This is a genomic window from Escherichia sp. E3659, from assembly GCF_005781135.1.
Classification (GTDB): Bacteria; Pseudomonadota; Gammaproteobacteria; order Enterobacterales; family Enterobacteriaceae; genus Escherichia.
Map to the genome: position 1 here is coordinate 73,135 of NZ_VATQ01000042.1, position 25,657 is coordinate 98,791.

The following is a 25,657-nucleotide window of genomic DNA, read 5'->3' on the forward strand; positions in this document are numbered from 1 at the left end:
AATCTTAAATGATTTGTTACATGAATCAGTTAAATGTGTGATGCGTAGCGTTTTTATTAAAAAAATTAATGTGTTTCAGTCAATTGCGAAAGGATGATCACAATGAAGAAAATTGGCGTAGTTCTGAGCGGATGCGGCGTCTATGACGGTTCTGAAATTCATGAAGCGGTATTGACGTTATTAGCGATATCTCGCAGCGGCGCGCAGGCAGTTTGTTTTGCTCCAGATAAGCAGCAGGTTGATGTCATTAACCATTTAACCGGTGAAGCAATGGCGGAAACGCGCAATGTGTTGATTGAAGCGGCGCGTATTACGCGTGGTGAGATCCGTCCTCTGGCACAGGCTGATGCCGCCGAACTTGATGCGTTAATTGTGCCGGGTGGATTTGGCGCGGCAAAGAATTTAAGCAATTTTGCTAATCTTGGCAGTGAATGCAGCGTAGATCGTGAATTAAAGGCGCTGGCGCTGGCAATGCATCAGGCCGGAAAACCGCTTGGCTTTATGTGTATTGCACCGGCAATGTTGCCGAAAATCTTCAATTTTCCGCTGCGTTTGACTATCGGTACTGATATCGATACCGCAGAAGTGCTGGAAGAGATGGGCGCGGAGCATGTGCCATGTCCGGTAGATGATATTGTCGTTGATGAAGACAATAAGATTGTCACCACGCCTGCGTATATGTTGGCACAGAACATTGCGGAAGCAGCAAGTGGCATTGATAAGCTGGTTTCCCGCGTACTGGTTCTGGCGGAATGAGCAAACGCCGCATAACGGCGTTCGGTTTCGTTCGCCGTTTCATTCTGCGGTTACTGATTGTCCTCGTTGTGCTCTGGGGCGGGGGTATAGCGCTGTTTAGTATAGCGCCAGTCCCGTTCTCTGCGGTGATGGCCGAGCGTCAGCTAAGTGCCTGGCTGCATGGCAACTTTCGTTACGTGGCGCATTCTGACTGGGTCAGTATGGATCAAATCTCGCCGTGGATGGGGCTGGCGGTGATTGCCGCAGAAGATCAGAAATTTCCCGAGCACTGGGGTTTTGATGTCGCTTCCATTGAGAAAGCCCTGGCGCACAACGAGCGCAATGAAAACCGCATTCGCGGCGCATCAACAATTTCGCAGCAGACAGCCAAAAATCTCTTTTTGTGGGATGGGCGAAGCTGGGTAAGAAAAGGGCTGGAAGCCGGATTAACACTGGGGATAGAAACGGTCTGGAGCAAAAAGCGCATCCTGGCGGTTTACCTGAATGTCGCCGAATTTGGCGACGGTGTGTTTGGCGTCGAGGCTGCGGCACAGCGTTATTTCCATAAATCCGCCAGCAAACTTACCCGTTCGGAAGCAGCGTTACTGGCGGCTGTATTACCCAATCCACTTCGTTTCAAAGTTACTGCACCTTCGGGCTACGTGCGTAGCCGTCAGGCGTGGATTTTGCAGCAAATGCATCAGTTAGGCGGTGAGTCGTTTATGCAACAACACCAGCTGTATTAGGCTTCGCGCGAGGAGAGGGCGAGCTTTTTGCTGTCACGCGGTTGTGCCTCTTTTTGCAGAGCAACAGCTAACGCTGGTTGAGTGATAAAACGTCGCCACAACCGCTCTTGCTTACGCAGACAACACCACTTCGACCAGGTCGCCAGTGGAATCAACGTGCTTTCACCAATGTTGTCACAGACGACAGGGATAATTTCTGACTCACTGATGCGGTGGCAGAGGATATTCTGCGGCTTCAGCGACATCGTCACGATGTGGTTATTCTGCAAATAACGCTTTAACTGTTTCAATAACTGACGCAGTTGCGCGATATCTTCTTCGTAATGGCATTGTTTAGCAAACTCGCTCAGTGTAATAGACGGTTTGCCATCAAAATCGGCAATGACATCGTAGACATAACCGGTTCCGCAATCAGTCTCAACCGTACCGTGATAGCGCGGAATACCGCTCCAGTCTTTCAAACGACGACCAAGATGCGCATAGTACTTTAACTCACGGCGGATCTCTTTATCACCACCGTCGCCACGGTGGTAGACAATTTTAATACAGCGTTGGGCATCTTCCGGATGCGCATAACATTTTCGATGTCTTCCGGTGCCCAGGGGACTTTGTTCAGATAAGCGAATCATGCCATCTCCTGGAGGTATTTTCTGACTGTCTCCAGTATGAGGGCTTAACTTAAACAAAACCTAAACAAGCTTTTTTAAGGTTTTCTTAAGGTTTTATACTTACAGAAAAGCGCACGAAATGTACAATTTGCGAGAAATGGGGATATTTGTGGGTTGTGCTTTTTTCGTACGTTAGGGCGGAAGGGGCGTGTCTGGGGGAATTAAGTGTCGGAATGACGAAGATTAATCTTCGTCAAAACCTGAGTTAAAGAGGGCGATGACGGCGGCCAGCGCCTCAACTTCCTGCGGACCGGTCGCTTCGACTTCAATCTGTCGTCCTTTGGCAGAATCCAGCATCAACAGCGCAATAACGCTGTTGGCTTCAGCCTCGGTGCCTTCGTCATTACGTAAAAGCACTTCGGCGTCAAAACCCTGCATTAATTCAAACAGTTTCATAGCAGGCCGGGCATGCATGCCCAGCTTGTTAGTGATTTCGACAGTTTGTTTGACGGTCATGGTTTACGTTTTTCCAGCGTGCGATGGCGTGACTGGACGTTTTTACCGCGTGAGCGGAAGTAGTCAGCCAACTGTTCTGCAATATACACCGAACGGTGTTTCCCGCCAGTACAACCAATGGCGACCGTCAGGTAGCTACGGTTGTTGGTTTCCAGCATAGGTAACCATAGCTCAAGATAGCTACGCGTCTGGTAGATAAAATTGTGTACTTCTGTGTGCCTATCGAGGAATGCGGCGACAGGTTTATCAAGGCCCGTCATCGGACGCAGTTTCGGATCCCAGTGTGGGTTCGGCAGGAAACGTACGTCAAAGACGTAATCCGCGTCGATAGGAATACCGTGCTTGAAGCCGAAGGATTCAAAGACCATTGTCAGTTCACGCTCGCGTTTACCCAGCAGGCGGGTACGCAGCATTTCTGCCAGTTCATGAACGGACATTTCAGACGTATCGACAATCAGATCCGCCCGTGAACGTAGCGGTTCCAGCAGATCGCTTTCTTTGTCGATAGCACTTTCCAGCGACAGGTTTTTGCTGGAAAGCGGATGCAGGCGGCGCGTATCGCTGTAACGACGAATCAGCGTGTTACGATCGGCATCGAGAAACAGGAGTTGCGGTGAGAAAGCATCAGGCAGATTGCTCATCGCCTGTTCGAATATTTCTGGCGACTCTGGCATATTGCGGACATCAATGCTGACGGCGGCAGAAATCTCGCGATCGGCCAGAGTCCGAGCCAGATCGGGTAACAGCACTACGGGAAGGTTATCCACGCAGTAAAAACCCATATCTTCCAGCGCCCGCAGGGCGACAGATTTGCCTGACCCTGAACGTCCGCTGACGATCATCAGTACCATGTACTGTTTCTCCTCACAACGTCTAAAAGAGACATTACAGAATAACTACGTTTCATCCGGAGTACCTTCGGTATCCGTAATGATTTGATACAGCTCTTCATCGCTCTGGGCTGCACGTAAACGGCGGCAGATAGTTTTGTCCGCCAGACGTTTCGCGACCAGCGAAAGAGTGTGCAGGTGCGTTTTGGTTTGGTCTGCGGGTACCAACAGGGCAAAAAGTAAGTCTACCGGCTGGTTATCGATGGCATCAAAAGCAATGGGTGTTTCTAGCTGAACGAAAACGCCAACCGCGCGTAGGGTATCTTCTTCCAGTTTGCCGTGCGGAATGGCAATGCCATTACCAATACCGGTACTGCCCATTTTTTCCCGCGTCAGAATAGCTTCAAAAACCACCTGCGGCGGCAGGCTAAGTTGTTTTGCCGCCAGTTCGCTGATGATTTCCAGGGCGCGTTTTTTGCTCTGACAGTGGACGCGGCTTCGCGTACATTCCCTGTTAAGAACACTGCTAAGCTGTAGAGTTGTATCATTATTTGTCATAATTTCACCTAAGAATCTGCCCACTCAAACAGTGGGGCAGATTCGGAGCATTAACCGTACAAATGGCCTGTTGTGCCATACAACAGGCCGCCATGCACTTGCTAATTGCCCGGACAATTAGTGTTGTTTCAATTTATCTTTATGCTTGGTTAGCTGACGTGCCAACTTATCAATTAAGCCATCAATGGCGGCGTACATGTCCTGACCTTCCGCGCTGGCATGAATTTCGCCACCGTTAACATGCAGTGTTGCATCTGAGGTGTGGGTGACTTTCTCCACTTTCAGAACAACATAAACCTGGTTGATTCGGTCAAAATATTGCTCAAGTTTGGCAAACTTTGAGGTGACAAATTCGCGCAGGGCCTCGGTGATCTCGACGTTATTTCCGGTAATGTTGAGCTGCATAGTGTCTTCCTTATCGGTTGGGTCAAACGAGCTGTTTACGCTGGTTTGACGGCGGAATGGATAAAGACTCTCGGTACTTCGCAACAGTGCGGCGTGCCACCATGATACCTTGTTCTGACAACAAAGAGGTTAACTTGCTGTCGCTCAACGGTTTCGCTGGGTTTTCCGCCGCGATTAATTTCTTCACCAGTGCACGAATCGCCGTGGAAGAGGCTTCGCCACCCCCTTCGGTATTGACGTGACTGGAAAAGAAATACTTCAGTTCAAAAATGCCTCGTGGACTATGCAGGTACTTTTGCGTGGTCACGCGAGATATCGTCGATTCATGCATCTCGACGGCCTGGGCGATATCAGCCAGCACCATCGGTTTCATATATTCTTCGCCTTGCTCAAAGAAGGCTTGCTGTTGTTCAACAATACAGCGACTGACGCGCAGCAGCGTATCGTTACGGCTTTCCAGGCTCTTAATCAACCATTTAGCATCCTGCAGATTGCTGCGGATAAACTGACTGTCGCCATCGTTACGTGCGTTATTGCACATTGAGGCGTAATGCTGGTTGATTTGCAGACGTGGAATACTGTCGCTGTTCAGTTCAACCGTCCACTGGCCATTATGTTTACGCACCAACACATCAGGGATGACATATTCCGGTTCACCGGTCTGGATCGACTGGCCAGGACGTGGATCGAGTGACTGGATCAGATTGACGGCTTCTTTCAGCACATCTTCTTTCAGACGCGTGACGCGCATTAATGAGCGAAAGTCGTGATTGGCCAGCAGATCGAGATGATCGCTAATGATCAGTCGAGCTTCTTCCAGCCACGGCGTGGTTTTATCGAATTGGGAAAGTTGGATCAGCAGACAGTCACGCAGATCTTTCGCCGCCACACCGACCGGATCAAAACGCTGGATGCGTTTCAGAACTGCTTCAACTTCATCGATGTCGATCTCTTCATCGCCCATACTTTCGAGAATATCTTCCAGCGGGACGGTCAGATAACCGGTGTCATCAACGGCATCGACGATGGAGGTGGCGATAGCGCGGTCAGTGTCGGAAAACGGTGTCAGCTCGACCTGCCACATCAGATAATCCTGCAAGGTCTGCGTCGTTTCGCCCTGATAGACCGGCAGCTCGTCGTCGATGTAGTCACCGCTGGTGCCTGATGGCGTACCGGCGGTGTAGATGGTATCCCAACTGGCATCGAGCGGCAGCTCTTCCGGCATCTCTTTTTGTTCGAGCGCGTCAGCGGTATCCAGCGTTTCGCTGTCTGGCGTTTCGTGAGTGTCGATTTCATCATGAGTGTCGATTTGCTCAAGCAATGGATTACTTTCCAGCGCCTGCTGTAGCTCCTGCTGAAGTTCCAGCGTGGACAACTGCAACAGACGAATCGCCTGTTGTAGCTGAGGCGTCATTGCCAGTTGTTGGCTAAGCCTGAGTTGCAAACCTTGCTTCATGTTCAGAATCGTACTCTCCTGCTAAAACGTCGCAAACTTCTACCCTATCAGAGTCTGAAGTCTTCCCCAAGGTATACACGCTTAACATGTTCATCTTGTAAGATTTCTGTCGGCGTGCCATGAGCGATTAAATGCCCCTGACTGACGATATAAGCGCGTTCACAAACAGCCAGCGTTTCACGCACGTTATGGTCGGTGATAAGCACGCCCAGGCCGCTGTCGCGCAGGTGTTCAATGATACGTTTGATGTCGATAACCGAGATCGGGTCAACCCCGGCAAATGGTTCATCGAGGAGGATAAATTTCGGATTCGCAGCCAGTGCGCGCGCAATTTCTACACGACGGCGTTCACCACCGGAGAGCGATTGCCCCATGCTGTCGCGTAAATGCTCAATGTGGAACTCTTCCATCAGCTCGTTCGCGCGATCTTCACGCTGTTCAGCGGATAAGTCGTCACGAATTTGCAGTACCGCCATCAGGTTATCGTAAACGCTGAGGCGACGGAAAATAGAGGCTTCCTGCGGCAAATAGCCGATACCGCGACGCGCACGCGCATGCAGCGGCAGCAGGCTGATATCGTCGTCATCAATAATAATGTTGCCCGCATCGCGCGGCACAATGCCAACGACCATGTAGAAAGTGGTTGTCTTACCGGCACCGTTTGGCCCCAGCAGACCGACAATCTCCCCGGAGTTGACGGTCAGGCTGACGTCTTCCACCACGCGGCGGCCTTTATAGGCTTTTGCAAGGTTCTTTGCAGTTAAAGTTGCCATAACGAATTAATTACCCTTCTTCTGCGCCGGGGTCTGGCCTTTGTTGTTTTTGTCCTGCAACTGTGACGGCACCAGAACGGTGGTCACACGCTTACCTTTGTCACTGAAAGCCTGCATTTTCTGCTCTTTCACCAGGTAAGTGATCTTATCGCCCTTAATGTTGCTATCGACCTGCTGCAGATAAGCATTACCCGTCAGAACGACAAAATCTTTTGCCAGTTCGTAGTGCATCTGGGAAGCGTGACCTTCAACGGGTTTACCGTTGTCCTGCATCTGGTAGAACGTTGCCGGTTTACCGTAGCCGTCAATCACCTCTTTACCTTGTTCGCCGCCCGGACGGGTAACGACCACTTTATCGGCATTAATTTTAATGGTGCCTTGAGTCACGACGACATTACCGGTAAAGGTAACCACGTTGCCTTGCATATCAAGAGATTGCTGGTCCGACTCAATGTGGATCGGTTGGTCAGTATCTCCGGTAACGGCAAATGCCGGAATGCTGGCGGCCAGAAGTGAGCTGGCAAGCACAAGATTAAGGCTGAGTTTGTTTGTTTTGAATTTCATAGGATGTTCTAACCTTTTCAATCAGCTCGGCATTCTTGCTGCGTAAGTTGCCGCGCATTTTCAGACCGCTGGAGTTAAATGTTGTTCCGTATAACGTGACGAGGTCTTCAGAGGTAACATCCTGCGTCACCAGATTGATCTGCGCGTTATCCGTCGTGATTCTGCGAAGTTGAGAGTCCGGCACGAGTGCGTTGACTTCAACGTGTCCATATAAATAGAGCATCCGGTCATTGGTTAGCTTGGCTTTATCTGCTTTAACCGACCATGTCGGGATTTTATCCTTATCAAACGTGGTAAGTACGGGTTGCGTAAACCACGAAACGGCCTGATCGGAATAATATTCAACGTGTTGAGCAATCAATCGATAGCTTAGGGCTCCTTCTGGGTTATAGACGAGCGTGTCCGTATGCTCGCTTTTATAGGTTGGATCATTGTTGTTGACGACCACCTGGGCGGTATCGTCTTTCTCGGTCATGTTAACGCCGATCATCACCAGAACCGCCAGTGATAGCACAATGATAACCCAACGTCTGGCTTTACTCATATCGATTGCCCTTTGGCTTCATCCAGTTTGCCCTGCGCCAGAAGTAATAAGTCGCAAACTTCACGAACCGCGCCACGACCGCCAGCAATGCGCGTCACGTAATCAGCGCGCGGAATCAATAGCGGATGCGCATCGGCTACGGCCACGCTTAAGCCCACTTTTTCCATCACTGGCCAGTCGATAAGATCATCACCAACGTAAGCCACGTTTTCTGGCGCAATCGCCAGTTTTTCCAGCAGATCGCCAAAGGCGATAAGCTTGTTTGATTGCCCCTGATACAGATGAGTGATCCCTAACGTTGCACACCGATCTTCTACCAGTTTAGCCTTTCGTCCAGTAATGATGGCGACTTCAATATCAGAGGTGAGCGCACAGCGGATACCGTAACCGTCACGAACATTGAACGCTTTCAGCTCTTCGCCATTGTTACCCATATAAATCAGACCATCTGACAATACGCCATCAACGTCGAGGATCAGCAGACGAATGTTCTCTGCTTTTGCCATCACATCGGCGCTAACAGGGCCGTAACAGGTCGCAAGCGACGCACCTGCTTTACTCATTGTTGTTTATCCTTGAATCTTTACACTACGCCAGCACGCAATAAATCGTGCATATGTAACACACCGAGTAAATGGTCGCCATCGGCAACCATTACGGAAGTGATATGGCGGGACTGCATTAAGTTCAGCGCCTCAACGGCCAGAATGCCAGGACGTACACGAATTCCCCCCGGCGTCATCACATCGGCAATACCTAACTGACGGACATCCACGCCCATATCGAAGACACGGCGTAAATCACCGTCGGTAAAGATGCCTTCAATCATCATATTGTCATCGCAAATGACGGTCATACCAAGATTTTTGCGGGTGACTTCCAGCAGCGCATCGCGCAGGCTGGCCGTTTTCTTGACATGCGGGATCTCGTCGCCCGTATGCATAATATCGCTGACGCGAAGCAGAAGTTTACGACCAAGTGCGCCGCCTGGATGCGAAAGTGCAAAATCTTCGGCGGTAAAGCCGCGCGCTTTCAACAAGGCGACGGCGAGCGCATCTCCCATGACCAGCGTCGCGGTAGTACTGCTGGTTGGCGCCAGCCCTAACGGACAAGCTTCTTTTGCTACTTTAACACACAGATGCACGTCTGCTGCGCGTGCCATGCTGCTCTCCGGACGACCGGTGATGCAAATTAACGGTACATGCAGGCGTTTGAGTACCGGGATTAAGGCCGTGATTTCGCTGGATTCACCTGAGTTAGAAATCGCAATGACCACGTCCTGCGGGGTGACCATGCCTAAATCGCCATGTGCGGCCTCACCGGGATGGACGAAAAATGACGGAGTACCGGTGCTGGCAAAGGTTGCTGCCATTTTGCGCCCAATGTGTCCCGATTTACCCATTCCCATGACCACGACTTTACCTTTACACCAGAACATCTTTTCACAGGCGAGCGTGAAATTCTGATTGATGTATTGATCAAGCTCTGCCAGGCATTCACGTTCAATCGCCAGGACTTCTTTACCTGCTTGCTGAAAGTCAAAACCCGGTTGCAACTCTACGTGCGACATAATGCGTTTCCAGTTATTCAACGAGTATTGGCGATAACCAGTACAACATCGCCAGCCATACGACAAATCCGCCTGTTAATAATACCCCAATGCCACGGCCAGATTGCCGGGAGCGTCGCCAGCATAGCAACGCAAAAATAATACTGACCAACAGCATCACGCTGCAGTCACGGCTGTACGCCAGTGGGTTAACCTCCCCGGGCGTTATCAGCGCGGGTAAACCCAGCACGATGACAATATTAAAAATGTTTGCGCCAATGATATTACCGACAGCAATGTCGTTTTCACCTTTGCGAAAACCTGCTATCGCGGTTGCCAGTTCCGGCAGACTAGTGCCGATAGCGATTGCCGTCAGACCAATAGTCAACTCGCTGATGGCAAAGTAATTCGCCAGTACGGTGGCGTTGTCAATCACCATCCGCGTTGCTACCGGCATGATAATCAATGCAATGCCGAGCCATAAAAACGCGACAGGTAAACCGCCTTCGCGCGGTAGCTCTGCAAGCTGTTCTCTGGTCAGGCTGTCAGTCCCCTGACGTTCTGCCTGACGTGCAAGTTTAACAATGAACAGCAGCCATAGCACAGCCAGAAAGAGGAGAAAGATACCATCGCTGCGACCAAGTTGTCCGTCATAGAGTACGGAACCGGCCACCACACTGACTAATAACATTAATGGTAATTCACGGCGCAGAACATCGGAATGGACGGTAAAAGGGCGCACCAGCGCTGCCAGACCGAGGATCAGTAAAATATTGATTATGTTTGAGCCGAGTGCTGTGCCGACGGCTAAATCTCGTTGTTCATGCAGCGACGCGGCAAGCGAAACGATTATTTCTGGAAGTGACGTACCAATACTGACCACCGTCATGCCGATGATCAGCGGTGGGATGCCAAAAGTACGGCAAAGAATAGAGGCGGCAAATACCAGACGGTCGGCACTGTAAACGACCAAAAGTAAACCAACAATTAACAGTGCCGTAGCTAAAAGCATCTAACGTCCTTTCTTCAGGTATACTCGCCGGTCCGCTGAAGATTTTCAGAAAGCCGTAATGAATTCTTAATTTTGACTTTATGCGGCTAAAAAGTAAAACAAATGCCAGCTTTCGCTAACCGCGGCGGGTAATATTCTGTAAATATGTTGGGTTCAAGGTTAAATTGAGCGCCATGCTTAGAAAATCAACGCAAGACAAAGGGTGAATTATGGAGCAGTCTGTGGCGAATTTAGTCGATATGCGCGATGTCAGTTTTACGCGTGGCAATCGCTGCATCTTCGATAATATTTCCCTGACCGTGCCGCGAGGGAAGATCACGGCGATTATGGGGCCATCAGGCATCGGTAAAACGACGCTACTCCGTCTGATTGGTGGGCAAATCGCGCCAGATCACGGCGAGATCCTTTTTGATGGCGAAAATATTCCGGCGATGTCTCGTTCGCGCCTGTATACCGTGCGTAAACGGATGAGCATGTTGTTTCAGTCCGGAGCGCTGTTCACCGATATGAACGTTTTTGACAACGTCGCCTATCCACTGCGTGAACATACCCAACTTCCCGCGCCATTGTTGCATAGTACGGTGATGATGAAGCTGGAAGCCGTGGGGCTGCGCGGAGCGGCTAAACTTATGCCATCGGAGCTTTCAGGCGGGATGGCGCGTCGTGCGGCACTGGCGCGTGCAATTGCGCTGGAGCCGGATCTCATCATGTTTGATGAGCCGTTTGTTGGGCAAGATCCCATCACTATGGGCGTCCTGGTGAAGCTGATTTCCGAGCTGAACAGCGCGCTGGGCGTAACCTGTGTGGTGGTTTCTCACGATGTGCCGGAAGTCTTAAGTATTGCGGATCACGCCTGGATCCTGGCAGACAAAAAGATTGTCGCTCACGGTAGCGCCCAGGCGTTGCAGGCGAATCCTGATCCTCGCGTACGTCAGTTTCTGGACGGGATTGCTGACGGACCAGTTCCGTTCCGCTATCCTGCCGGCGATTATCACGCTGATCTTTTACCAGGGAGTTAAGCCACTCATGCTGTTAAATGCGCTGGCGTCGCTCGGACATAAAGGGATTAAAACCCTGAGAACGTTCGGGCGGGCCGGGTTAATGTTATTCAATGCGCTGGTCGGCAAACCGGAATTTCGCAAACATGCGCCGCTGTTGGTGCGTCAGCTCTATAATGTCGGCGTCCTGTCGATGCTGATTATTGTGGTTTCTGGCGTGTTCATCGGAATGGTGCTGGGTCTGCAAGGTTATCTGGTGCTGACCACTTATAGTGCGGAAACCAGTCTGGGGATGCTGGTGGCCTTATCGCTACTGCGCGAACTGGGGCCGGTGGTCGCAGCACTGCTGTTTGCCGGACGTGCCGGTTCGGCGTTAACTGCGGAAATCGGTTTGATGCGCGCCACAGAGCAGCTCTCCAGCATGGAGATGATGGCCGTGGACCCACTGCGCCGCGTCATTTCTCCACGTTTCTGGGCTGGGGTAATTTCACTACCGCTGCTGACGATAATTTTCGTCGCCGTGGGGATCTGGGGCGGATCGCTGGTTGGCGTCAGTTGGAAAGGCATTGATAGTGGGTTCTTCTGGTCGGCAATGCAAAACGCCGTCGACTGGCGTATGGATCTGGTCAACTGTCTGATTAAGAGCGTGGTGTTCGCTATTACGGTGACGTGGATTTCGCTGTTTAACGGTTATGACGCCATCCCGACCTCTGCCGGGATTAGCCGGGCAACCACTCGTACCGTTGTCCACTCGTCTCTGGCCGTTCTGGGGCTGGATTTTGTGCTGACCGCATTGATGTTTGGGAATTGAGTTCATGCAAACGAAAAAAAATGAAATTTGGGTGGGTATCTTTTTATTAGCAGCACTGCTGGCGGCGCTGTTTGTTTGCCTGAAAGCGGCAAACGTGACGTCAATGCGAACTGAACCGACCTACACGCTTTATGCGACGTTCGATAATATCGGCGGCCTGAAAGCGCGCTCTCCGGTCAGTATTGGTGGTGTTGTCGTAGGCCGGGTTGCAGATATTACGCTGGACCCAAAAACCTATCTACCGCGCGTGACGCTGGAAATTGAACAACGTTATAACCACATTCCTGATACCAGTTCGTTGAGCATTCGTACTTCCGGTTTGCTTGGAGAACAATATCTGGCATTAAACGTCGGTTTTGAAGACCCGGAACTAGGGACTGCTATTCTGAAAGAGGGGGATACGATTCAGGACACCAAATCTGCGATGGTTCTGGAAGATCTCATTGGTCAGTTCCTTTACGGCAGTAAAGGTGATGACAATAAGAATAGTGGCGATGCGCCAGCCGCTGCGCCAGGTAATAATGAAACCACTGAACCTGTGGGTACAACGAAATAATTTCAGGAGAACCGACGCATGTTTAAACGTTTAATGATGGTCGCTTTGCTAATGATTGCACCGCTGAGTGCGGCAACCGCGGCAGATCAGACCAATCCGTATAAGCTGATGGACGAGGCGGCACAGAAAACGTTCGATCGCCTGAAGAATGAACAATCGCAAATTCGGGCTAATCCGGATTACCTGCGTACCATCGTCGATCAGGAACTGCTTCCGTACGTACAGATAAAATACGCCGGTGCGCTGGTACTGGGTCAGTACTACAAAAGCGCGACCCCAGCCCAGCGTGAAGCCTACTTTGCCGCTTTCCATGAGTATCTGAAGCAGGCTTACGGTCAGGCGCTGGCGATGTATCACGGTCAGACCTATCAGATTGCGCCAGAACAGCCGTTGGGTGATAAAACCATTGTGCCTATCCGCGTTACCATTATTGACCCGAATGGCCGTCCACCGGTACGTCTCGATTTCCAGTGGCGTAAAAACTCTCAGACTGGTAGGTGGCAGGCTTATGACATGATTGCCGAAGGCGTCAGCATGATCACCACGAAACAAAATGAGTGGGGGACTTTACTGCGCACGAAAGGCATCGATGGTCTGACCGCACAACTGAAGTCTATTTCTCAACAGAAAATCACCCTGGAAGAGAAAAAATAATGAGCGAGTCACTGAGCTGGATGCAGACGGGTGACACCCTGGTATTGACCGGAGAGCTGGATCAGGACGTTCTGCTGCCGCTGTGGGAAATGCGTGACGAAGCGGTGAGGGGGATTACCCGCATCGATCTTAGTCGAGTGTCCCGCGTTGATACGGGTGGACTGGCGTTGCTGCTCCATCTGATCGATCTGGCGAAAAAGCAAGGCAACAGCGTGACGCTTCAGGGGGTAAACGACAAGGTGTATACCCTGGCAAAATTGTATAATTTGCCGTCTGATGTCCTGCCTCGTTAATTTTTTTCAGGCTGGATAAGGCGTTACCCGTCAGTCCGGCAAACCTACCAGTAAGTCGAGCCTTGTCTGATTAATCAGCAAGGCTTTTTGCTTATTTATGACAGCGCAACTTTGCTCTAAGATGTTTCGCTGGTTTATTAACTGATGAATGAAGATCCCATGGAAAATAATGAAATTCAGAGCGTGCTGATGAACGCTCTTTCCCTCCAGGAAGTCCACGTTTCCGGCGATGGCAGCCACTTTCAGGTTATTGCCGTGGGTGAGATGTTTGATGGCATGAGCCGGGTTAAAAAACAGCAGACGGTTTACGGTCCGCTGATGGAATATATTGCGGATAACCGCATTCATGCTGTGTCGATCAAAGCGTATACCCCTGCGGAGTGGGCGCGTGATCGCAAACTGAACGGCTTTTGAGCTATGGGCGATACGCCGGTAGCGGATATGAATTGTTAACTGAGAACATACTAAATGGATAAATTTCGTGTTCAGGGGCCAACGAAGCTCCAGGGCGAAGTCACAATTTCCGGCGCTAAAAATGCTGCTCTGCCTATCCTTTTCGCTGCACTGCTGGCGGAAGACCCGGTGGAGATCCAGAACGTCCCGAAACTGAAAGACGTCGATACATCAATGAAGCTGCTTAGCCAGCTTGGCGCCAAAGTAGAACGTAATGGTTCTGTGCATATCGATGCCCGTGACGTTAATGTCTTCTGCGCGCCTTACGATCTGGTTAAAACCATGCGTGCCTCTATCTGGGCGCTTGGGCCGCTGGTGGCTCGTTTTGGTCAGGGGCAGGTTTCTTTGCCTGGTGGTTGTACGATTGGTGCTCGTCCGGTTGATTTACATATTTCCGGCCTTGAGCAATTAGGCGCGACCATCAAACTGGAAGAAGGTTACGTTAAAGCTTCCGTCGATGGCCGTCTGAAAGGCGCGCACATCGTAATGGATAAAGTCAGTGTTGGTGCAACCGTGACCATTATGTGTGCTGCAACCCTGGCGGAAGGCACCACAATTATTGAAAACGCGGCGCGTGAACCGGAAATCGTCGATACCGCGAACTTCCTGGTTACGCTGGGCGCGAAAATTAGCGGCCAGGGTACCGATCGTATTGTCATCGAAGGGGTAGAACGTTTAGGTGGCGGCGTTTACCGCGTCCTGCCGGATCGAATTGAAACCGGTACTTTCCTGGTTGCTGCGGCGATCTCTCGCGGCAAAATCATCTGCCGTAACGCTCAGCCAGATACCCTTGACGCTGTGCTGGCGAAACTGCGTGACGCCGGGGCGGACATTGAAGTGGGTGAAGACTGGATTAGTCTGGATATGCACGGCAAACGTCCGAAGGCCGTTAACGTACGTACTGCGCCGCATCCGGCGTTCCCGACCGATATGCAGGCCCAGTTCACGCTGCTGAACCTGGTGGCAGAAGGAACCGGATTTATCACCGAAACGGTCTTTGAAAACCGCTTTATGCACGTACCTGAGCTAAGCCGTATGGGCGCGCATGCCGAAATTGAAAGCAATACCGTAATTTGTCACGGTGTTGAAAAACTTTCCGGCGCACAGGTAATGGCAACCGATCTGCGTGCTTCAGCAAGTCTGGTGCTGGCTGGCTGCATTGCAGAAGGTACTACGGTTGTTGATCGTATTTATCACATCGATCGTGGCTACGAGCGCATTGAAGACAAACTTCGCGCGCTTGGTGCTAACATTGAGCGTGTGAAAGGCGAGTAATCGTCTGATAGCTGGCAGCCCCGTTCGCGGGGCTACCGCCAGGCTACTCATTTTTGCGGTTTGGTGTAGCTGCGCATCAACTGCGATCTGTCGATAAACTCATGGGTCAGCGGGTCATGATAGCGTGATGGCCAGATAACCCAGGGATCAGTTCCTAATGCTTTCGCAATAATCATCTCTCCTTTCGGCCAGGGACGCGATAATGCATTCGCCAGTGTCGAGGAACTCAAACCATTTCTGCGAGATTCCGCCGCCATTGACGTTCCTCTTTTCCGCAAACCCGCAATGATATCGGCGGGATGCCAGTCAATGAAATTATTCTCCATCTTTCCTCACTCCTTAAGTTGGTCGCTTTCATTCAGAACATGCGTTCTGCCAGGAATCACTATACTCCTGATGACGTATTGCTCTAAAAAGTTCCTGTAAAGAGTGTGAATATTCAGAATATATCAAGATGAGCCATCTGTATTTCAGACGGTTTTGCGATTGATTGAGGATTTTTGGGAGTTTACTGGAATTATCCCGCGCAGTGCGCGGGATAACAGGAAGGGATTAACGATCGCGTTGAACAGCGATGTGTGCGAGGCCAATTAACGCCTCTCGCCACGGGGTATCCGGCAACACTTGCAACGCAGCAATAGCTTTGTCTGCTTCTTCTTCTGCACGCTGACGCGTCCATTCCAGAGAGCCGCAAGCGTTCATTGCTTCCAGAACCGGTTCCAGAAGATGTCGACCGTTCCCTTGTTCGATGGCGGTACGGATCATCTGAGCCTGTTCTGGTGTGCCATGATGCATCGCATGCAGCAGCGGCAGCGTCGGTTTACCTTCGTTCAGATCGTCGCCGACGTTTTTACCTAACTGTTCGCCATCGGCATTGTAATCGAGTAAATCGTCGATCAGCTGGAAAGCGGTGCCGAGGTAACGACCATAATCCTGCAGACCTTTTTCCTCTTCCGGCGTACAGCCTGCCAGAATACCGGAACACTGAGCAGCAGCTTCGAACAGACGTGCGGTTTTGCTGTAAATAACACGCATGTAGTTCTCTTCGGTGATGTCCGGGTCGTTAACGTTCATCAGTTGCAGAACTTCACCTTCCGCGATGACGTTTACGGCTTCTGACATCACTTCCAGCACTTTGAGCGAGCCGAGGCTGGTCATCATCTGGAACGCACGGGTATAAATAAAATCGCCTACCAGCACGCTGGCAGCGTTACCGAAAGCGGCGTTGGCGGTAGCTTTGCCTCGGCGCATATCTGATTCATCCACAACGTCGTCATGTAGCAGAGTCGCCGTGTGGATAAACTCAATTAGGGCAGCAATGGTGACATGTGCATTCCCCTCATAGCCAACAGCTCGTGCAGCCAGTACAGCAATCATCGGACGAATACGTTTACCGCCGCCGCTGACGATGTAATAGCCTAACTGATTGATCAGTTGGACGTCGGAATTAAGCTGCTCGAGAATTGCTGCATTAACACCCGCCATATCTTGCGCGGTTAACTCATTGATTTTTTCTAAATTCATCGCAAAAGCCGGGCTTTTCGCCCCGATTACCTTACTGTGAACAGAGGCAACTTAGGGTTTATGGTTAGGAATATAGAGTGATTGTACTGAAAAAATGGCACAGATAAACGTTACCGTACAAGTTGTGTTTTTTTTCTTCGTGTATTGACTGTAGCACTTGTCAAAGGCGTGCGTTTTGCGTAATATTCGCGCCCTATTGTGAATATTTATAGCGCACTCTGAATCATTGAAAAGGTGTGCGCGGAAGCGGAGTTTTATATGTACGCGGTTTTCCAAAGTGGTGGTAAACAACACCGAGTAAGCGAAGGTCAGACCGTTCGCCTGGAAAAGCTGGACATCGCAACTGGCGAAACTGTTGAGTTCGCTGAAGTGCTGATGATCGCAAACGGTGAAGAAGTCAAAATCGGCGTTCCTTTCGTTGATGGCGGCGTAATCAAAGCTGAAGTTGTTGCTCACGGTCGTGGCGAGAAAGTTAAAATCGTTAAGTTTCGCCGTCGTAAACACTATCGTAAGCAGCAGGGCCATCGTCAGTGGTTCACTGATGTGAAAATTACTGGCATCAGCGCCTAAGACCTGAGGAGAGATTTCAAATGGCACATAAAAAGGCTGGCGGCTCCACACGTAACGGTCGCGATTCAGAAGCTAAACGCCTGGGCGTTAAGCGTTTCGGTGGCGAATCCGTTCTGGCGGGTAGCATCATCGTTCGTCAACGTGGTACCAAATTCCACGCTGGCGCTAACGTAGGTTGCGGTCGTGACCACACTCTGTTTGCTAAAGCAGACGGTAAAGTGAAATTCGAAGTTAAAGGCCCGAAAAACCGTAAATTTATCAGCATCGAAGCTGAATAAGTTTTTCGCGTCCCGGTAACGGATGAAAGCCCCGCAACACGTTGCGGGGCTTTTTACATTCGATAACCGGTAAAATGCGCATGGTGCGGCGTTAATCCGCAAATGCGCTTTGCAGGGAATACGGTATGAAGCAGCAGGCAGGCATTGGCATTCTTTTGGCGCTCACCACAGCAATTTGCTGGGGGGCGTTGCCAATCGCAATGAAGCAGGTGCTGGAGGTGATGGAGCCTCCGACAATCGTGTTTTACCGTTTCTTGATGGCGAGTATTGGTCTTGGTGCCATTCTTGCGGTGAAGAAGAGGTTGCCGCCATTACGCGTGTTTCGTAAGCCACGCTGGTTGATTTTGTTGGCAGTGGCGACCGCTGGGCTGTTTGGGAACTTCATCCTGTTCAGCTCATCCTTGCAATACCTGAGTCCGACCGCTTCGCAGGTGATTGGGCAACTCTCGCCAGTTGGCATGATGGTTGCCAGCGTATTTATCCTGAAAGAGAAAATGCGCAGCACTCAGGTTGTAGGGGCATTGATGCTCCTGAGCGGCCTGGTGATGTTTTTTAACACCAGTCTGGTCGAGATATTTACAAAGCTCACCGATTACACCTGGGGAGTTATCTTTGGGGTCGGTGCGGCGACGGTTTGGGTGAGTTATGGCGTGGCGCAAAAGGTTTTATTGCGTCGGCTGGCCTCACCGCAGATCCTGTTTTTACTGTACACTTTATGTACAATTGCGCTCTTCCCTCTGGCAAAGCCTGGAGTGATAGCGCAGCTTAGCCACTGGCAGCTCGCATGTTTAATTTTTTGCGGACTGAATACCTTGGTAGGATATGGCGCCCTGGCGGAAGCGATGGCTCGCTGGCAGGCAGCGCAGGTGAGTGCGATCATCACGCTCACCCCACTGTTTACGCTGTTTTTTTCAGATCTTTTATCACTGGCCTGGCCCGATTTCTTCGCCAGACCGATGTTAAACCTTTTAGGTTATCTCGGTGCGTTTGTCGTGGTTGCGGGCGCGATGTATTCCGCCATTGGTCATCGTATTTGGGGCGGATTACGTAAGCATACAACGGTGGTATCGCAACCCCGCGCAGGCGAATGATTTACGGAGAATAAAATGAAGTTTGTTGATGAAGCATCGATTCTGGTCGTTGCAGGTGATGGCGGTAATGGTTGCGTGAGCTTCCGCCGCGAAAAGTATATTCCGAAAGGCGGCCCGGATGGCGGCGACGGCGGTGACGGTGGTGACGTATGGATGGAAGCCGACGAGAACCTGAACACGCTTATCGATTATCGTTTTGAAAAATCTTTCCGTGCAGAGCGCGGTCAAAACGGCGCAAGCCGCGATTGTACCGGTAAGCGCGGTAAAGACGTGACGATTAAAGTGCCGGTAGGTACGCGTGTAATCGACCAGGGTACCGGTGAAACCATGGGCGATATGACCAAACACGGTCAGCGTCTGCTGGTTGCCAAGGGCGGCTGGCACGGTCTGGGCAATACCCGTTTCAAATCGTCCGTTAACCGTACACCACGGCAGAAAACCAACGGTACGCCGGGCGATAAGCGCGAGCTGCTGCTGGAGCTGATGCTGCTGGCTGATGTCGGTATGCTGGGGATGCCAAATGCCGGTAAATCGACATTTATCCGCGCTGTCTCGGCGGCTAAACCGAAAGTGGCTGATTATCCGTTTACTACGCTCGTACCAAGCCTGGGCGTGGTACGTATGGACAACGAGAAGAGCTTCGTTGTTGCTGATATCCCGGGGTTGATTGAAGGCGCTGCGGAAGGCGCAGGTCTGGGCATTCGCTTCCTGAAACACCTGGAACGTTGCCGCGTCCTGTTGCACCTCATCGATATCGATCCGATTGACGGCACCGATCCGGTTGAAAATGCGCGTATTATTATCAGCGAGCTGGAAAAATACAGCCAGGATCTGGCGGCGAAACCACGCTGGTTAGTCTTCAACAAGATCGACCTGCTGGATAAAGCAGAAGCTGAAGAGAAAGCGAAAGCGATCGCTGAGGCGCTGGGCTGGGAAGATAAATATTATCTGATCTCTGCGGCGAGCGGACTGGGCGTGAAAGATCTCTGCTGGGATGTGATGACCTTTATCATTGAAAACCCGGTCGTGCAGGCAGAAGAAGCGAAACAGCCAGAGAAAGTCGAATTCATGTGGGATGATTATCACCGCCAGCAGCTTGAAGAGATTGCTGAAGAGGATGATGAAGACTGGGATGACGATTGGGACGAAGACGACGAAGAAGGCGTTGAGTTCATTTACAAGCGTTAATCACTGATGACAAACGCCAAATAAGCCTGATGCGCTACACTTATCAGGTCAGGCCTACAAGATGATTGCAATATATTGAATTTGCACGATTTTGTAGGCCGGATAAGGCATTCACGCCGCATCCGGCATAAACAAAGCGCGCTTTGTCAATAATCTGAAACCCCGGCCATGTGCCGGGGTTTCTTTTTGACTAATTGTTCTGGTAAATATCTTTATACAAACGGCTTTCAAAACGTACCAACGGAATACGGCGATTACGCTGATCCGCGGGTTCTACTGCGTAACCAGAAAGATATTGTACGAACGCCATTCGTTGCCCACTTGCTGTGGTGATGAATCCTGCCAGGTTATACACGCCCTGCAACGAACCTGTTTTCGCTGAAACTTTACCATCTACTCCCGCTTGATGCAGACCTGCACGGTACTGCAACGAACCATCGTAGCCTGCCAAAGGTAGCATTGAGATAAAGTTAAGCTCATTGTCGTGTTGGGCAATGTATTGCAGCACCTGCATCATGGTGGCTGGTGCAATCAGGTTATGCCGTGAAAGCCCTGAACCATCTGCAATAATCGTGTTGCCAATATCCACACCCGCCTGCTTACGCAGGATCTGACGCACGGCGTCCGACCCGGCCCGCCATGTCCCAGGGACATTAAAGCGCGCATGACCAATCATGCGAAAGACGGTATCGGCGATCATGTTGTCGGACTTTTTCAGCATAATCTTAAGCAGATCGTGCAAAGGGGCCGACTGTTTACTGGCAACCACCGTTCCTGGGTCGTTAACCTGCGTTTGTCGCAGTAGCGTGCCGGAATAAGTAATGCCTGCCTGTTTTAACTCATCTTTCAGAATCGCTCCGGCGTAGCTGGCGCCATCCTGTACGGCAAAAGCCAACGGGAGCGGCTCTGAACGTTGTGGTAGGCATCCGGTTAACGTAAAGCGGTTAAGGTCGCCTGGCACCACATCCAGCTCGCAATATTGCGCTTCGGCTGAGCCACGGGGGAGAGTGCGTACCTGGCTGAACATCGTTACAGGGTAATAAGAGGCCACGCGAACAAAGGCCATATCACCGGGTTTTTGGGCACTGTAGAGCGAGACGGAAAAGCAATTGCGGTCAACAATGGCGGCGGCAGGCGGGGCGCTAAAGCATTGTGTCATATCGTTCCAGGGCCAGCCGGGGGCTTTATCGTGACTGGCAAAAATGGACGTGTCTATGAACACATTGCCCTCGATTTGGGAGACGCCTGATTTTTTCAGGGTCGCCACCATATTACGAATATCCTGACGTTTTAACGTCGGATCGGCACCAAATCGCGCCACTAAGTCACCCTTGAGTACGCCGTTTTCCACATTGCCTTTGGTTTCAAGCGTCGTGGTAAAACGAAAATCGGGGCCAAGTTGAATCAACGCCGCCAGCGCAGTGATCACCTTCTGCGTACTGGCGGGCAGCGCCATTTGCTGACTATGGTAATCAATAGCGGGGGCAGACGCGCCGACTTTTTGCACCATCAGGGCAAGGTTGGCGCCAGCGGGGAGTTGAGTAATGTACTCATCTACATTCGCGGCCTGAACACTGAACGCTATACAGCTGGTCAATCCGATGATAAATCTGGAAAATCGCATAATCTCGCGCTAACAACCTGGAATCGAGCCGTCATACTACGGCGCAACGCCCTATAAAGTAAACGATGACCCTTCGGGAACTTCAGGGTAAAATGACTATCAAAATGTGAATTATTGCTGGCCTGGGACCTGTTCCCGGGTCGGTATTTTTTTGCTTCTGGCCCCGACGAGGAGTTGTGCCGGGCATGCCGAACAGCCGGGGCGAGTGGAGACTCTCCCCATCAGGAATATTCAAGAGGTATAACAAATGCAAGCTATTCCGATGACCTTACGCGGCGCTGAAAAATTACGCGAAGAGCTGGATTTTCTGAAATCTGTGCGCCGTCCTGAAATCATTGCTGCTATCGCGGAAGCGCGTGAGCATGGCGACCTGAAAGAAAACGCCGAATACCACGCAGCGCGTGAACAGCAGGGCTTCTGCGAAGGCCGTATCAAAGACATCGAAGCCAAGCTGTCGAACGCGCAGGTAATTGATGTCACCAAAATGCCAAACAATGGTCGCGTGATTTTTGGCGCTACCGTGACGGTTTTGAATCTGGATTCTGATGAAGAACAGACCTATCGCATCGTAGGCGATGACGAAGCTGACTTTAAACAAAACCTGATTTCTGTAAACTCGCCTATTGCTCGTGGCCTGATTGGCAAAGAAGAAGATGATGTCGTGGTCATCAAAACGCCGGGCGGCGATGTAGAATTTGAAGTAATTAAGGTGGAATACCTGTAAGAATTACCCAATACTCAAAATGTTGATGTATTGTAAAGAAAGGAAAAAGGCCGCTATGCGGCCTTTTATCAACGAACAGAGCGTGGCATTTTGCTCTCCTGCTTGCGGAAAATCCCTCGTTTTACACAGCAAATGTGTGTAACTTTAGGATAATCTTAGCGTGGCAGCGAGATTTTACGTTCTTTAGTTGGACGATAAAGCACCAGCGTTTTACCGATGACCTGTACATTACAGGCGCCGGTTTCGCGCACGATAGCTTCCACGATCAAGGTTTTAGTTTCGCGATCTTCAGTGGCGATTTTCACCTTGATGAGTTCATGGTGCTCTAACGCTTGTTCAATCTCGGCCAGCACCCCTTCGGTCAAACCATTACTGCCAAGCAGAACAACTGGCTTGAGCGGATGTGCCAGACCTTTCAGGTGCTGTTTTTGTTTAGTACTCAGATTCATCGTATTTTTTTGCTTACGTTGGGATTGAAAACGGGTCATTCTACCGCCATCTCCCATATATCGCCAAATAGGCGCGTAAAAATTTACGCAATTGGTTACGATGAGTTATCCCAATGGGAAAGTTAAATGACAGGTAAGAAGCGTTCTGCCAGCTCCAGTCGCTGGCTTCAGGAACACTTTAGCGATAAATATGTTCAACAGGCACAGAAAAAGGGGTTACGTTCCCGTGCCTGGTTTAAACTTGATGAAATACAGCAAAGTGACAAACTCTTTAAACCGGGAATGACGGTTGTCGACCTTGGTGCTGCGCCAGGTGGTTGGTCACAATATGTGGTCACCCAAATTGGCGGCAAAGGCCGTATCATCGCTTGCGATCTTTTACCTATGGATCCTATCGTTGGTGTGGACTTTCTTCAGGGCGATTTTCGTGATGAACTGGTGATGAAAGCACTGCTGGAGCGCGTAGGCGACAGCAAAGTCCAGGTTGTCATGTCCGATATGGCACCAAACATGAGCGGAACACCGGCGGTGGATATCCCCCGTGCCATGTATCTGGTGGAACTGGCGCTAGAAATGTGTCGTGATGTATTAGCGCCAGGTGGCAGTTTTGTAGTGAAGGTGTTCCAGGGCGAAGGTTTCGATGAGTATCTAAGGGAAATTCGCTCCCTGTTTACGAAGGTCAAAGTTCGTAAGCCGGACTCTTCTCGTGCACGTTCGCGGGAAGTGTATATTGTAGCGACCGGGCGTAAACCCTAACCGGGAGATTTCAGACGAAAGTTTGAAAGATGCTGGATATAGAGTATCCTGACGCTGTTTTTAACACAGTTGTAATAAGAGGTTAATCCCTTGAGTGACATGGCGAAAAACCTAATACTCTGGCTGGTCATTGCCGTTGTGCTGATGTCAGTATTCCAGAGCTTTGGGCCCAGCGAGTCTAATGGACGTAAGGTGGATTACTCTACCTTCCTACAAGAGGTCAATAACGACCAGGTTCGTGAAGCGCGTATCAACGGACGTGAAATCAACGTTACCAAGAAAGATAGTAACCGTTATACCACTTACATTCCGGTTCAGGATCCGAAGTTACTGGATAACCTGCTGACCAAGAACGTCAAGGTTGTCGGTGAACCGCCTGAAGAGCCAAGCCTGCTGGCTTCTATCTTCATCTCCTGGTTCCCGATGCTGTTGCTGATTGGTGTCTGGATCTTCTTCATGCGTCAAATGCAGGGCGGCGGTGGCAAAGGTGCCATGTCGTTCGGTAAGAGCAAAGCGCGCATGCTGACGGAAGATCAGATCAAAACGACCTTTGCTGATGTTGCGGGCTGCGACGAAGCAAAAGAAGAAGTTGCTGAACTGGTTGAGTATCTGCGCGAGCCAAGCCGCTTCCAGAAACTCGGCGGTAAGATCCCGAAAGGCGTCCTGATGGTCGGTCCTCCGGGTACCGGTAAAACGCTGCTGGCGAAAGCGATTGCAGGCGAAGCGAAAGTTCCGTTCTTTACTATCTCCGGTTCTGACTTCGTAGAAATGTTCGTCGGTGTGGGTGCATCCCGTGTTCGTGACATGTTCGAACAGGCGAAGAAAGCGGCACCGTGTATCATCTTTATCGATGAAATCGACGCCGTCGGCCGCCAACGTGGCGCAGGTCTGGGCGGTGGTCACGATGAACGTGAACAGACTCTGAACCAGATGCTGGTTGAGATGGATGGCTTCGAAGGTAACGAAGGTATCATCGTTATCGCCGCGACTAACCGTCCGGACGTTCTGGACCCGGCACTGCTGCGTCCTGGCCGTTTCGACCGTCAGGTTGTGGTTGGTCTGCCAGATGTTCGCGGTCGTGAGCAGATCCTGAAAGTTCACATGCGTCGCGTACCATTGGCACCCGATATCGATGCGGCAATCATTGCCCGTGGTACTCCTGGTTTCTCCGGTGCTGACCTGGCGAACCTGGTGAACGAAGCGGCACTGTTCGCTGCTCGTGGCAATAAACGCGTTGTGTCGATGGTTGAGTTCGAGAAAGCGAAAGACAAAATCATGATGGGTGCGGAACGTCGCTCCATGGTGATGACGGAAGCGCAGAAAGAATCGACGGCATACCACGAAGCAGGCCATGCGATTATCGGTCGCCTGGTGCCGGAACACGATCCGGTGCACAAAGTGACGATTATCCCGCGCGGACGTGCGTTGGGTGTGACCTTCTTCCTGCCTGAAGGCGACGCAATCAGCGCCAGCCGTCAGAAACTGGAAAGCCAGATTTCTACGCTGTACGGTGGTCGTCTGGCAGAAGAGATCATCTACGGGCCGGAACATGTTTCTACCGGGGCGTCCAACGATATTAAAGTTGCGACCAACCTGGCACGTAACATGGTGACTCAGTGGGGCTTCTCCGAAAAACTTGGTCCTCTGCTGTACGCGGAAGAAGAAGGTGAAGTGTTCCTCGGTCGTAGCGTGGCGAAAGCGAAACATATGTCCGATGAAACTGCGCGTATCATCGACCAGGAAGTGAAGTTACTGATTGAGCGTAACTACAATCGTGCGCGTCAGTTGTTGAACGACAACCTGGATATTCTGCATGCGATGAAAGATGCGCTCATGAAATATGAAACCATCGATGCACCGCAGATTGACGACCTGATGGCACGTCGCGATGTACGCCCGCCAGCGGGCTGGGAAGAACCAGGCGCTTCTAATAATTCTGGCGACAATGGTAGTCCAAAGGCTCCTCGTCCGGTTGATGAACCGCGTACGCCGAACCCGGGTAACACCATGTCAGAGCAGTTAGGCGACAAGTAAGTTCCCGCATCAGATGACTGTATTTGTACCGAAAACCCCGGGGCGTGCTCCGGGGTTTTTTCTTATCAATTCATACCAGGGAT

32 protein-coding genes are annotated in these 25,657 nt (G+C 50.9%); 16 read left to right on the top strand and 16 right to left on the bottom strand.

Going from position 1 to position 25,657, the window contains the following annotated elements; all coding sequences use genetic code 11:
• The first annotated feature begins 102 nt into the window (after positions 1–102).
• Positions 103–756 carry an isoprenoid biosynthesis glyoxalase ElbB gene (elbB, locus tag FEK47_RS21815; protein WP_135487184.1) on the top strand — a complete coding sequence of 218 codons (654 nt, stop codon included), beginning with the start codon at positions 103–105 and terminating at the stop codon, positions 754–756.
• Complete coding sequence (mtgA, locus tag FEK47_RS21820) at positions 753–1,481, top strand: monofunctional biosynthetic peptidoglycan transglycosylase (RefSeq protein WP_135487185.1); 729 nt, start codon at positions 753–755, stop codon at positions 1,479–1,481. The genes elbB and mtgA overlap by 4 nt, the downstream gene beginning before the upstream one ends.
• On the opposite strand, the gene yrbL is transcribed toward mtgA, so the two are convergent.
• The 12 genes from yrbL to FEK47_RS21880 form a co-directional block, all read right to left on the bottom strand.
• Complete coding sequence (yrbL, locus tag FEK47_RS21825; protein ID WP_135403600.1) at positions 1,478–2,110, bottom strand: PhoP regulatory network protein YrbL; 633 nt, start codon at positions 2,108–2,110, stop codon at positions 1,478–1,480. The genes mtgA and yrbL overlap by 4 nt on opposite strands.
• A gap of 222 nt (positions 2,111–2,332) precedes the next feature.
• Complete coding sequence (gene npr, locus FEK47_RS21830) at positions 2,333–2,605, bottom strand: PTS phosphocarrier protein NPr (protein WP_000216792.1); 273 nt, start codon at positions 2,603–2,605, stop codon at positions 2,333–2,335.
• The gene (gene rapZ, locus FEK47_RS21835) at positions 2,602–3,456 is read right to left on the bottom strand and encodes an RNase adapter RapZ (protein ID WP_000243741.1); all 855 of its coding nucleotides are present in this window, start codon (positions 3,454–3,456) and stop codon (positions 2,602–2,604) included. The genes npr and rapZ overlap by 4 nt, the downstream gene beginning before the upstream one ends.
• Before the next feature lie 45 nt (positions 3,457–3,501).
• The gene (gene ptsN / locus FEK47_RS21840) at positions 3,502–3,993 is read right to left on the bottom strand and encodes a PTS IIA-like nitrogen regulatory protein PtsN (RefSeq protein WP_000183677.1); all 492 of its coding nucleotides are present in this window, start codon (positions 3,991–3,993) and stop codon (positions 3,502–3,504) included.
• A gap of 117 nt (positions 3,994–4,110) precedes the next feature.
• A complete protein-coding gene (hpf, locus tag FEK47_RS21845) occupies positions 4,111–4,398 on the bottom strand; it encodes a ribosome hibernation promoting factor (RefSeq protein ID WP_001176602.1) in 288 nt (95 codons plus the stop codon).
• 22 nt (positions 4,399–4,420) lie between these two features.
• Entirely contained in the window at positions 4,421–5,854 is a 1,434-nt protein-coding gene (gene rpoN, locus FEK47_RS21850) for an RNA polymerase factor sigma-54 (protein WP_105281056.1), read from the bottom strand.
• A gap of 47 nt (positions 5,855–5,901) precedes the next feature.
• Entirely contained in the window at positions 5,902–6,627 is a 726-nt protein-coding gene (lptB, locus tag FEK47_RS21855) for an LPS export ABC transporter ATP-binding protein (protein ID WP_000224099.1), read from the bottom strand.
• A 6-nt stretch (positions 6,628–6,633) separates the two neighbouring features.
• Positions 6,634–7,191: a lipopolysaccharide ABC transporter substrate-binding protein LptA gene (gene lptA / locus FEK47_RS21860; RefSeq protein ID WP_130219197.1), complete on the bottom strand. Its 558-nt coding sequence runs from the start codon at positions 7,189–7,191 to the stop codon at positions 6,634–6,636.
• The gene (gene lptC / locus FEK47_RS21865) at positions 7,160–7,735 is read right to left on the bottom strand and encodes an LPS export ABC transporter periplasmic protein LptC (protein ID WP_064529518.1); all 576 of its coding nucleotides are present in this window, start codon (positions 7,733–7,735) and stop codon (positions 7,160–7,162) included. The genes lptA and lptC overlap by 32 nt, the downstream gene beginning before the upstream one ends.
• Positions 7,732–8,298: a 3-deoxy-manno-octulosonate-8-phosphatase KdsC gene (kdsC, locus tag FEK47_RS21870; protein WP_064529519.1), complete on the bottom strand. Its 567-nt coding sequence runs from the start codon at positions 8,296–8,298 to the stop codon at positions 7,732–7,734. Before kdsC ends, lptC begins: the two co-directional genes overlap by 4 nt.
• A 20-nt stretch (positions 8,299–8,318) precedes the next feature.
• Entirely contained in the window at positions 8,319–9,305 is a 987-nt protein-coding gene (gene kdsD, locus FEK47_RS21875) for an arabinose-5-phosphate isomerase KdsD (protein ID WP_130204572.1), read from the bottom strand.
• A 13-nt stretch (positions 9,306–9,318) separates the two neighbouring features.
• Positions 9,319–10,296, bottom strand: a complete 978-nt coding sequence (locus FEK47_RS21880) for a calcium/sodium antiporter (RefSeq protein ID WP_130219199.1) — start codon at positions 10,294–10,296, stop codon at positions 9,319–9,321.
• Positions 10,297–10,505: 209 nt separating this feature from the next.
• On the opposite strand from FEK47_RS21880, the gene mlaF reads away from it, so the two are divergent.
• The 7 genes from mlaF (at position 10,506) to murA (ending at position 15,336) form a co-directional block, all read left to right on the top strand.
• Positions 10,506–11,315, top strand: coding sequence for a phospholipid ABC transporter ATP-binding protein MlaF (gene mlaF, locus FEK47_RS21885; protein ID WP_000438245.1), 810 nt, complete (start codon positions 10,506–10,508; stop codon positions 11,313–11,315).
• Between the two features lie 7 nt (positions 11,316–11,322).
• Positions 11,323–12,105, top strand: a complete 783-nt coding sequence (mlaE, locus tag FEK47_RS21890) for a lipid asymmetry maintenance ABC transporter permease subunit MlaE (protein ID WP_000925792.1) — start codon at positions 11,323–11,325, stop codon at positions 12,103–12,105.
• 4 nt (positions 12,106–12,109) lie between these two features.
• Complete coding sequence (gene mlaD / locus FEK47_RS21895) at positions 12,110–12,661, top strand: outer membrane lipid asymmetry maintenance protein MlaD (protein ID WP_130223776.1); 552 nt, start codon at positions 12,110–12,112, stop codon at positions 12,659–12,661.
• A gap of 18 nt (positions 12,662–12,679) precedes the next feature.
• A complete protein-coding gene (gene mlaC / locus FEK47_RS21900; protein WP_135487186.1) occupies positions 12,680–13,315 on the top strand; it encodes a phospholipid-binding protein MlaC in 636 nt (211 codons plus the stop codon).
• The gene (gene mlaB, locus FEK47_RS21905; RefSeq protein WP_130204582.1) at positions 13,315–13,608 is read left to right on the top strand and encodes a lipid asymmetry maintenance protein MlaB; all 294 of its coding nucleotides are present in this window, start codon (positions 13,315–13,317) and stop codon (positions 13,606–13,608) included. The genes mlaC and mlaB overlap by 1 nt, the downstream gene beginning before the upstream one ends.
• Before the next feature lie 159 nt (positions 13,609–13,767).
• Positions 13,768–14,022 (top strand): BolA family iron metabolism protein IbaG, encoded by a 255-nt coding sequence (gene ibaG, locus FEK47_RS21910; RefSeq protein ID WP_010379217.1) that lies wholly within the window; start codon positions 13,768–13,770, stop codon positions 14,020–14,022.
• Positions 14,023–14,076: 54 nt separating this feature from the next.
• A complete protein-coding gene (gene murA / locus FEK47_RS21915) occupies positions 14,077–15,336 on the top strand; it encodes a UDP-N-acetylglucosamine 1-carboxyvinyltransferase (protein ID WP_130259105.1) in 1,260 nt (419 codons plus the stop codon).
• A 47-nt stretch (positions 15,337–15,383) separates the two neighbouring features.
• On the opposite strand, the gene sfsB is transcribed toward murA, so the two are convergent.
• A complete protein-coding gene (gene sfsB / locus FEK47_RS21920) occupies positions 15,384–15,662 on the bottom strand; it encodes a DNA-binding transcriptional regulator SfsB (protein WP_064529526.1) in 279 nt (92 codons plus the stop codon).
• A 226-nt stretch (positions 15,663–15,888) separates the two neighbouring features.
• Entirely contained in the window at positions 15,889–16,860 is a 972-nt protein-coding gene (gene ispB / locus FEK47_RS21925; protein WP_001047336.1) for an octaprenyl diphosphate synthase, read from the bottom strand.
• 258 nt (positions 16,861–17,118) lie between these two features.
• Here ispB and rplU point away from each other — a divergent pair, with 258 nt between their 5' ends.
• The 4 genes from rplU to cgtA all read left to right on the top strand — a co-directional run bounded on the left by rplU (position 17,119) and on the right by cgtA (position 19,987).
• A complete protein-coding gene (gene rplU / locus FEK47_RS21930; RefSeq protein ID WP_000271401.1) occupies positions 17,119–17,430 on the top strand; it encodes a 50S ribosomal protein L21 in 312 nt (103 codons plus the stop codon).
• Positions 17,431–17,450: 20 nt separating this feature from the next.
• A complete protein-coding gene (rpmA, locus tag FEK47_RS21935; RefSeq protein WP_000940595.1) occupies positions 17,451–17,708 on the top strand; it encodes a 50S ribosomal protein L27 in 258 nt (85 codons plus the stop codon).
• A gap of 125 nt (positions 17,709–17,833) precedes the next feature.
• Positions 17,834–18,799: a DMT family transporter gene (locus tag FEK47_RS21940; RefSeq protein ID WP_000813037.1), complete on the top strand. Its 966-nt coding sequence runs from the start codon at positions 17,834–17,836 to the stop codon at positions 18,797–18,799.
• A 15-nt stretch (positions 18,800–18,814) separates the two neighbouring features.
• Complete coding sequence (gene cgtA / locus FEK47_RS21945) at positions 18,815–19,987, top strand: Obg family GTPase CgtA (protein WP_000673561.1); 1,173 nt, start codon at positions 18,815–18,817, stop codon at positions 19,985–19,987.
• A gap of 190 nt (positions 19,988–20,177) precedes the next feature.
• On the opposite strand, the gene dacB is transcribed toward cgtA, so the two are convergent.
• Positions 20,178–21,611 carry a serine-type D-Ala-D-Ala carboxypeptidase gene (gene dacB / locus FEK47_RS21950; RefSeq protein ID WP_130219205.1) on the bottom strand — a complete coding sequence of 478 codons (1,434 nt, stop codon included), beginning with the start codon at positions 21,609–21,611 and terminating at the stop codon, positions 20,178–20,180.
• A gap of 247 nt (positions 21,612–21,858) precedes the next feature.
• Between dacB and greA the strand changes: the two genes are divergently transcribed.
• Complete coding sequence (gene greA, locus FEK47_RS21955) at positions 21,859–22,335, top strand: transcription elongation factor GreA (protein ID WP_064529530.1); 477 nt, start codon at positions 21,859–21,861, stop codon at positions 22,333–22,335.
• 155 nt (positions 22,336–22,490) lie between these two features.
• Here the strand turns inward: greA and yhbY are convergent, their stop codons facing one another.
• Positions 22,491–22,784: a ribosome assembly RNA-binding protein YhbY gene (gene yhbY, locus FEK47_RS21960; protein WP_001054420.1), complete on the bottom strand. Its 294-nt coding sequence runs from the start codon at positions 22,782–22,784 to the stop codon at positions 22,491–22,493.
• 126 nt (positions 22,785–22,910) lie between these two features.
• Here yhbY and rlmE point away from each other — a divergent pair, with 126 nt between their 5' ends.
• A complete protein-coding gene (gene rlmE, locus FEK47_RS21965; RefSeq protein WP_000145975.1) occupies positions 22,911–23,540 on the top strand; it encodes a 23S rRNA (uridine(2552)-2'-O)-methyltransferase RlmE in 630 nt (209 codons plus the stop codon).
• 99 nt (positions 23,541–23,639) lie between these two features.
• Entirely contained in the window at positions 23,640–25,574 is a 1,935-nt protein-coding gene (ftsH, locus tag FEK47_RS21970) for an ATP-dependent zinc metalloprotease FtsH (RefSeq protein WP_064529531.1), read from the top strand.
• The last annotated feature ends 83 nt before the right edge of the window (positions 25,575–25,657 follow it).

Bases quoted from the DNA above. Each gene is read 5' to 3' on its own strand.
- elbB (WP_135487184.1), top strand. From the start codon at position 103: ATGAAGAAAATTGGCGTAGTTCTGAGCGGATGCGGCGTCTATGACGGT.
- mtgA (WP_135487185.1), top strand. From the start codon at position 753: ATGAGCAAACGCCGCATAACGGCGTTCGGTTTCGTTCGCCGTTTCATT.
- yrbL (WP_135403600.1), bottom strand. From the start codon at position 2,110: ATGATTCGCTTATCTGAACAAAGTCCCCTGGGCACCGGAAGACATCGA.
- npr (WP_000216792.1), bottom strand. From the start codon at position 2,605: ATGACCGTCAAACAAACTGTCGAAATCACTAACAAGCTGGGCATGCAT.
- rapZ (WP_000243741.1), bottom strand. From the start codon at position 3,456: ATGGTACTGATGATCGTCAGCGGACGTTCAGGGTCAGGCAAATCTGTC.
- ptsN (WP_000183677.1), bottom strand. From the start codon at position 3,993: ATGACAAATAATGATACAACTCTACAGCTTAGCAGTGTTCTTAACAGG.
- hpf (WP_001176602.1), bottom strand. From the start codon at position 4,398: ATGCAGCTCAACATTACCGGAAATAACGTCGAGATCACCGAGGCCCTG.
- rpoN (WP_105281056.1), bottom strand. From the start codon at position 5,854: ATGAAGCAAGGTTTGCAACTCAGGCTTAGCCAACAACTGGCAATGACG.
- lptB (WP_000224099.1), bottom strand. From the start codon at position 6,627: ATGGCAACTTTAACTGCAAAGAACCTTGCAAAAGCCTATAAAGGCCGC.
- lptA (WP_130219197.1), bottom strand. From the start codon at position 7,191: ATGAAATTCAAAACAAACAAACTCAGCCTTAATCTTGTGCTTGCCAGC.
- lptC (WP_064529518.1), bottom strand. From the start codon at position 7,735: ATGAGTAAAGCCAGACGTTGGGTTATCATTGTGCTATCACTGGCGGTT.
- kdsC (WP_064529519.1), bottom strand. From the start codon at position 8,298: ATGAGTAAAGCAGGTGCGTCGCTTGCGACCTGTTACGGCCCTGTTAGC.
- kdsD (WP_130204572.1), bottom strand. From the start codon at position 9,305: ATGTCGCACGTAGAGTTGCAACCGGGTTTTGACTTTCAGCAAGCAGGT.
- FEK47_RS21880 (WP_130219199.1), bottom strand. From the start codon at position 10,296: ATGCTTTTAGCTACGGCACTGTTAATTGTTGGTTTACTTTTGGTCGTT.
- mlaF (WP_000438245.1), top strand. From the start codon at position 10,506: ATGGAGCAGTCTGTGGCGAATTTAGTCGATATGCGCGATGTCAGTTTT.
- mlaE (WP_000925792.1), top strand. From the start codon at position 11,323: ATGCTGTTAAATGCGCTGGCGTCGCTCGGACATAAAGGGATTAAAACC.
- mlaD (WP_130223776.1), top strand. From the start codon at position 12,110: ATGCAAACGAAAAAAAATGAAATTTGGGTGGGTATCTTTTTATTAGCA.
- mlaC (WP_135487186.1), top strand. From the start codon at position 12,680: ATGTTTAAACGTTTAATGATGGTCGCTTTGCTAATGATTGCACCGCTG.
- mlaB (WP_130204582.1), top strand. From the start codon at position 13,315: ATGAGCGAGTCACTGAGCTGGATGCAGACGGGTGACACCCTGGTATTG.
- ibaG (WP_010379217.1), top strand. From the start codon at position 13,768: ATGGAAAATAATGAAATTCAGAGCGTGCTGATGAACGCTCTTTCCCTC.
- murA (WP_130259105.1), top strand. From the start codon at position 14,077: ATGGATAAATTTCGTGTTCAGGGGCCAACGAAGCTCCAGGGCGAAGTC.
- sfsB (WP_064529526.1), bottom strand. From the start codon at position 15,662: ATGGAGAATAATTTCATTGACTGGCATCCCGCCGATATCATTGCGGGT.
- ispB (WP_001047336.1), bottom strand. From the start codon at position 16,860: ATGAATTTAGAAAAAATCAATGAGTTAACCGCGCAAGATATGGCGGGT.
- rplU (WP_000271401.1), top strand. From the start codon at position 17,119: ATGTACGCGGTTTTCCAAAGTGGTGGTAAACAACACCGAGTAAGCGAA.
- rpmA (WP_000940595.1), top strand. From the start codon at position 17,451: ATGGCACATAAAAAGGCTGGCGGCTCCACACGTAACGGTCGCGATTCA.
- FEK47_RS21940 (WP_000813037.1), top strand. From the start codon at position 17,834: ATGAAGCAGCAGGCAGGCATTGGCATTCTTTTGGCGCTCACCACAGCA.
- cgtA (WP_000673561.1), top strand. From the start codon at position 18,815: ATGAAGTTTGTTGATGAAGCATCGATTCTGGTCGTTGCAGGTGATGGC.
- dacB (WP_130219205.1), bottom strand. From the start codon at position 21,611: ATGCGATTTTCCAGATTTATCATCGGATTGACCAGCTGTATAGCGTTC.
- greA (WP_064529530.1), top strand. From the start codon at position 21,859: ATGCAAGCTATTCCGATGACCTTACGCGGCGCTGAAAAATTACGCGAA.
- yhbY (WP_001054420.1), bottom strand. From the start codon at position 22,784: ATGAATCTGAGTACTAAACAAAAACAGCACCTGAAAGGTCTGGCACAT.
- rlmE (WP_000145975.1), top strand. From the start codon at position 22,911: ATGACAGGTAAGAAGCGTTCTGCCAGCTCCAGTCGCTGGCTTCAGGAA.
- ftsH (WP_064529531.1), top strand. From the start codon at position 23,640: ATGGCGAAAAACCTAATACTCTGGCTGGTCATTGCCGTTGTGCTGATG.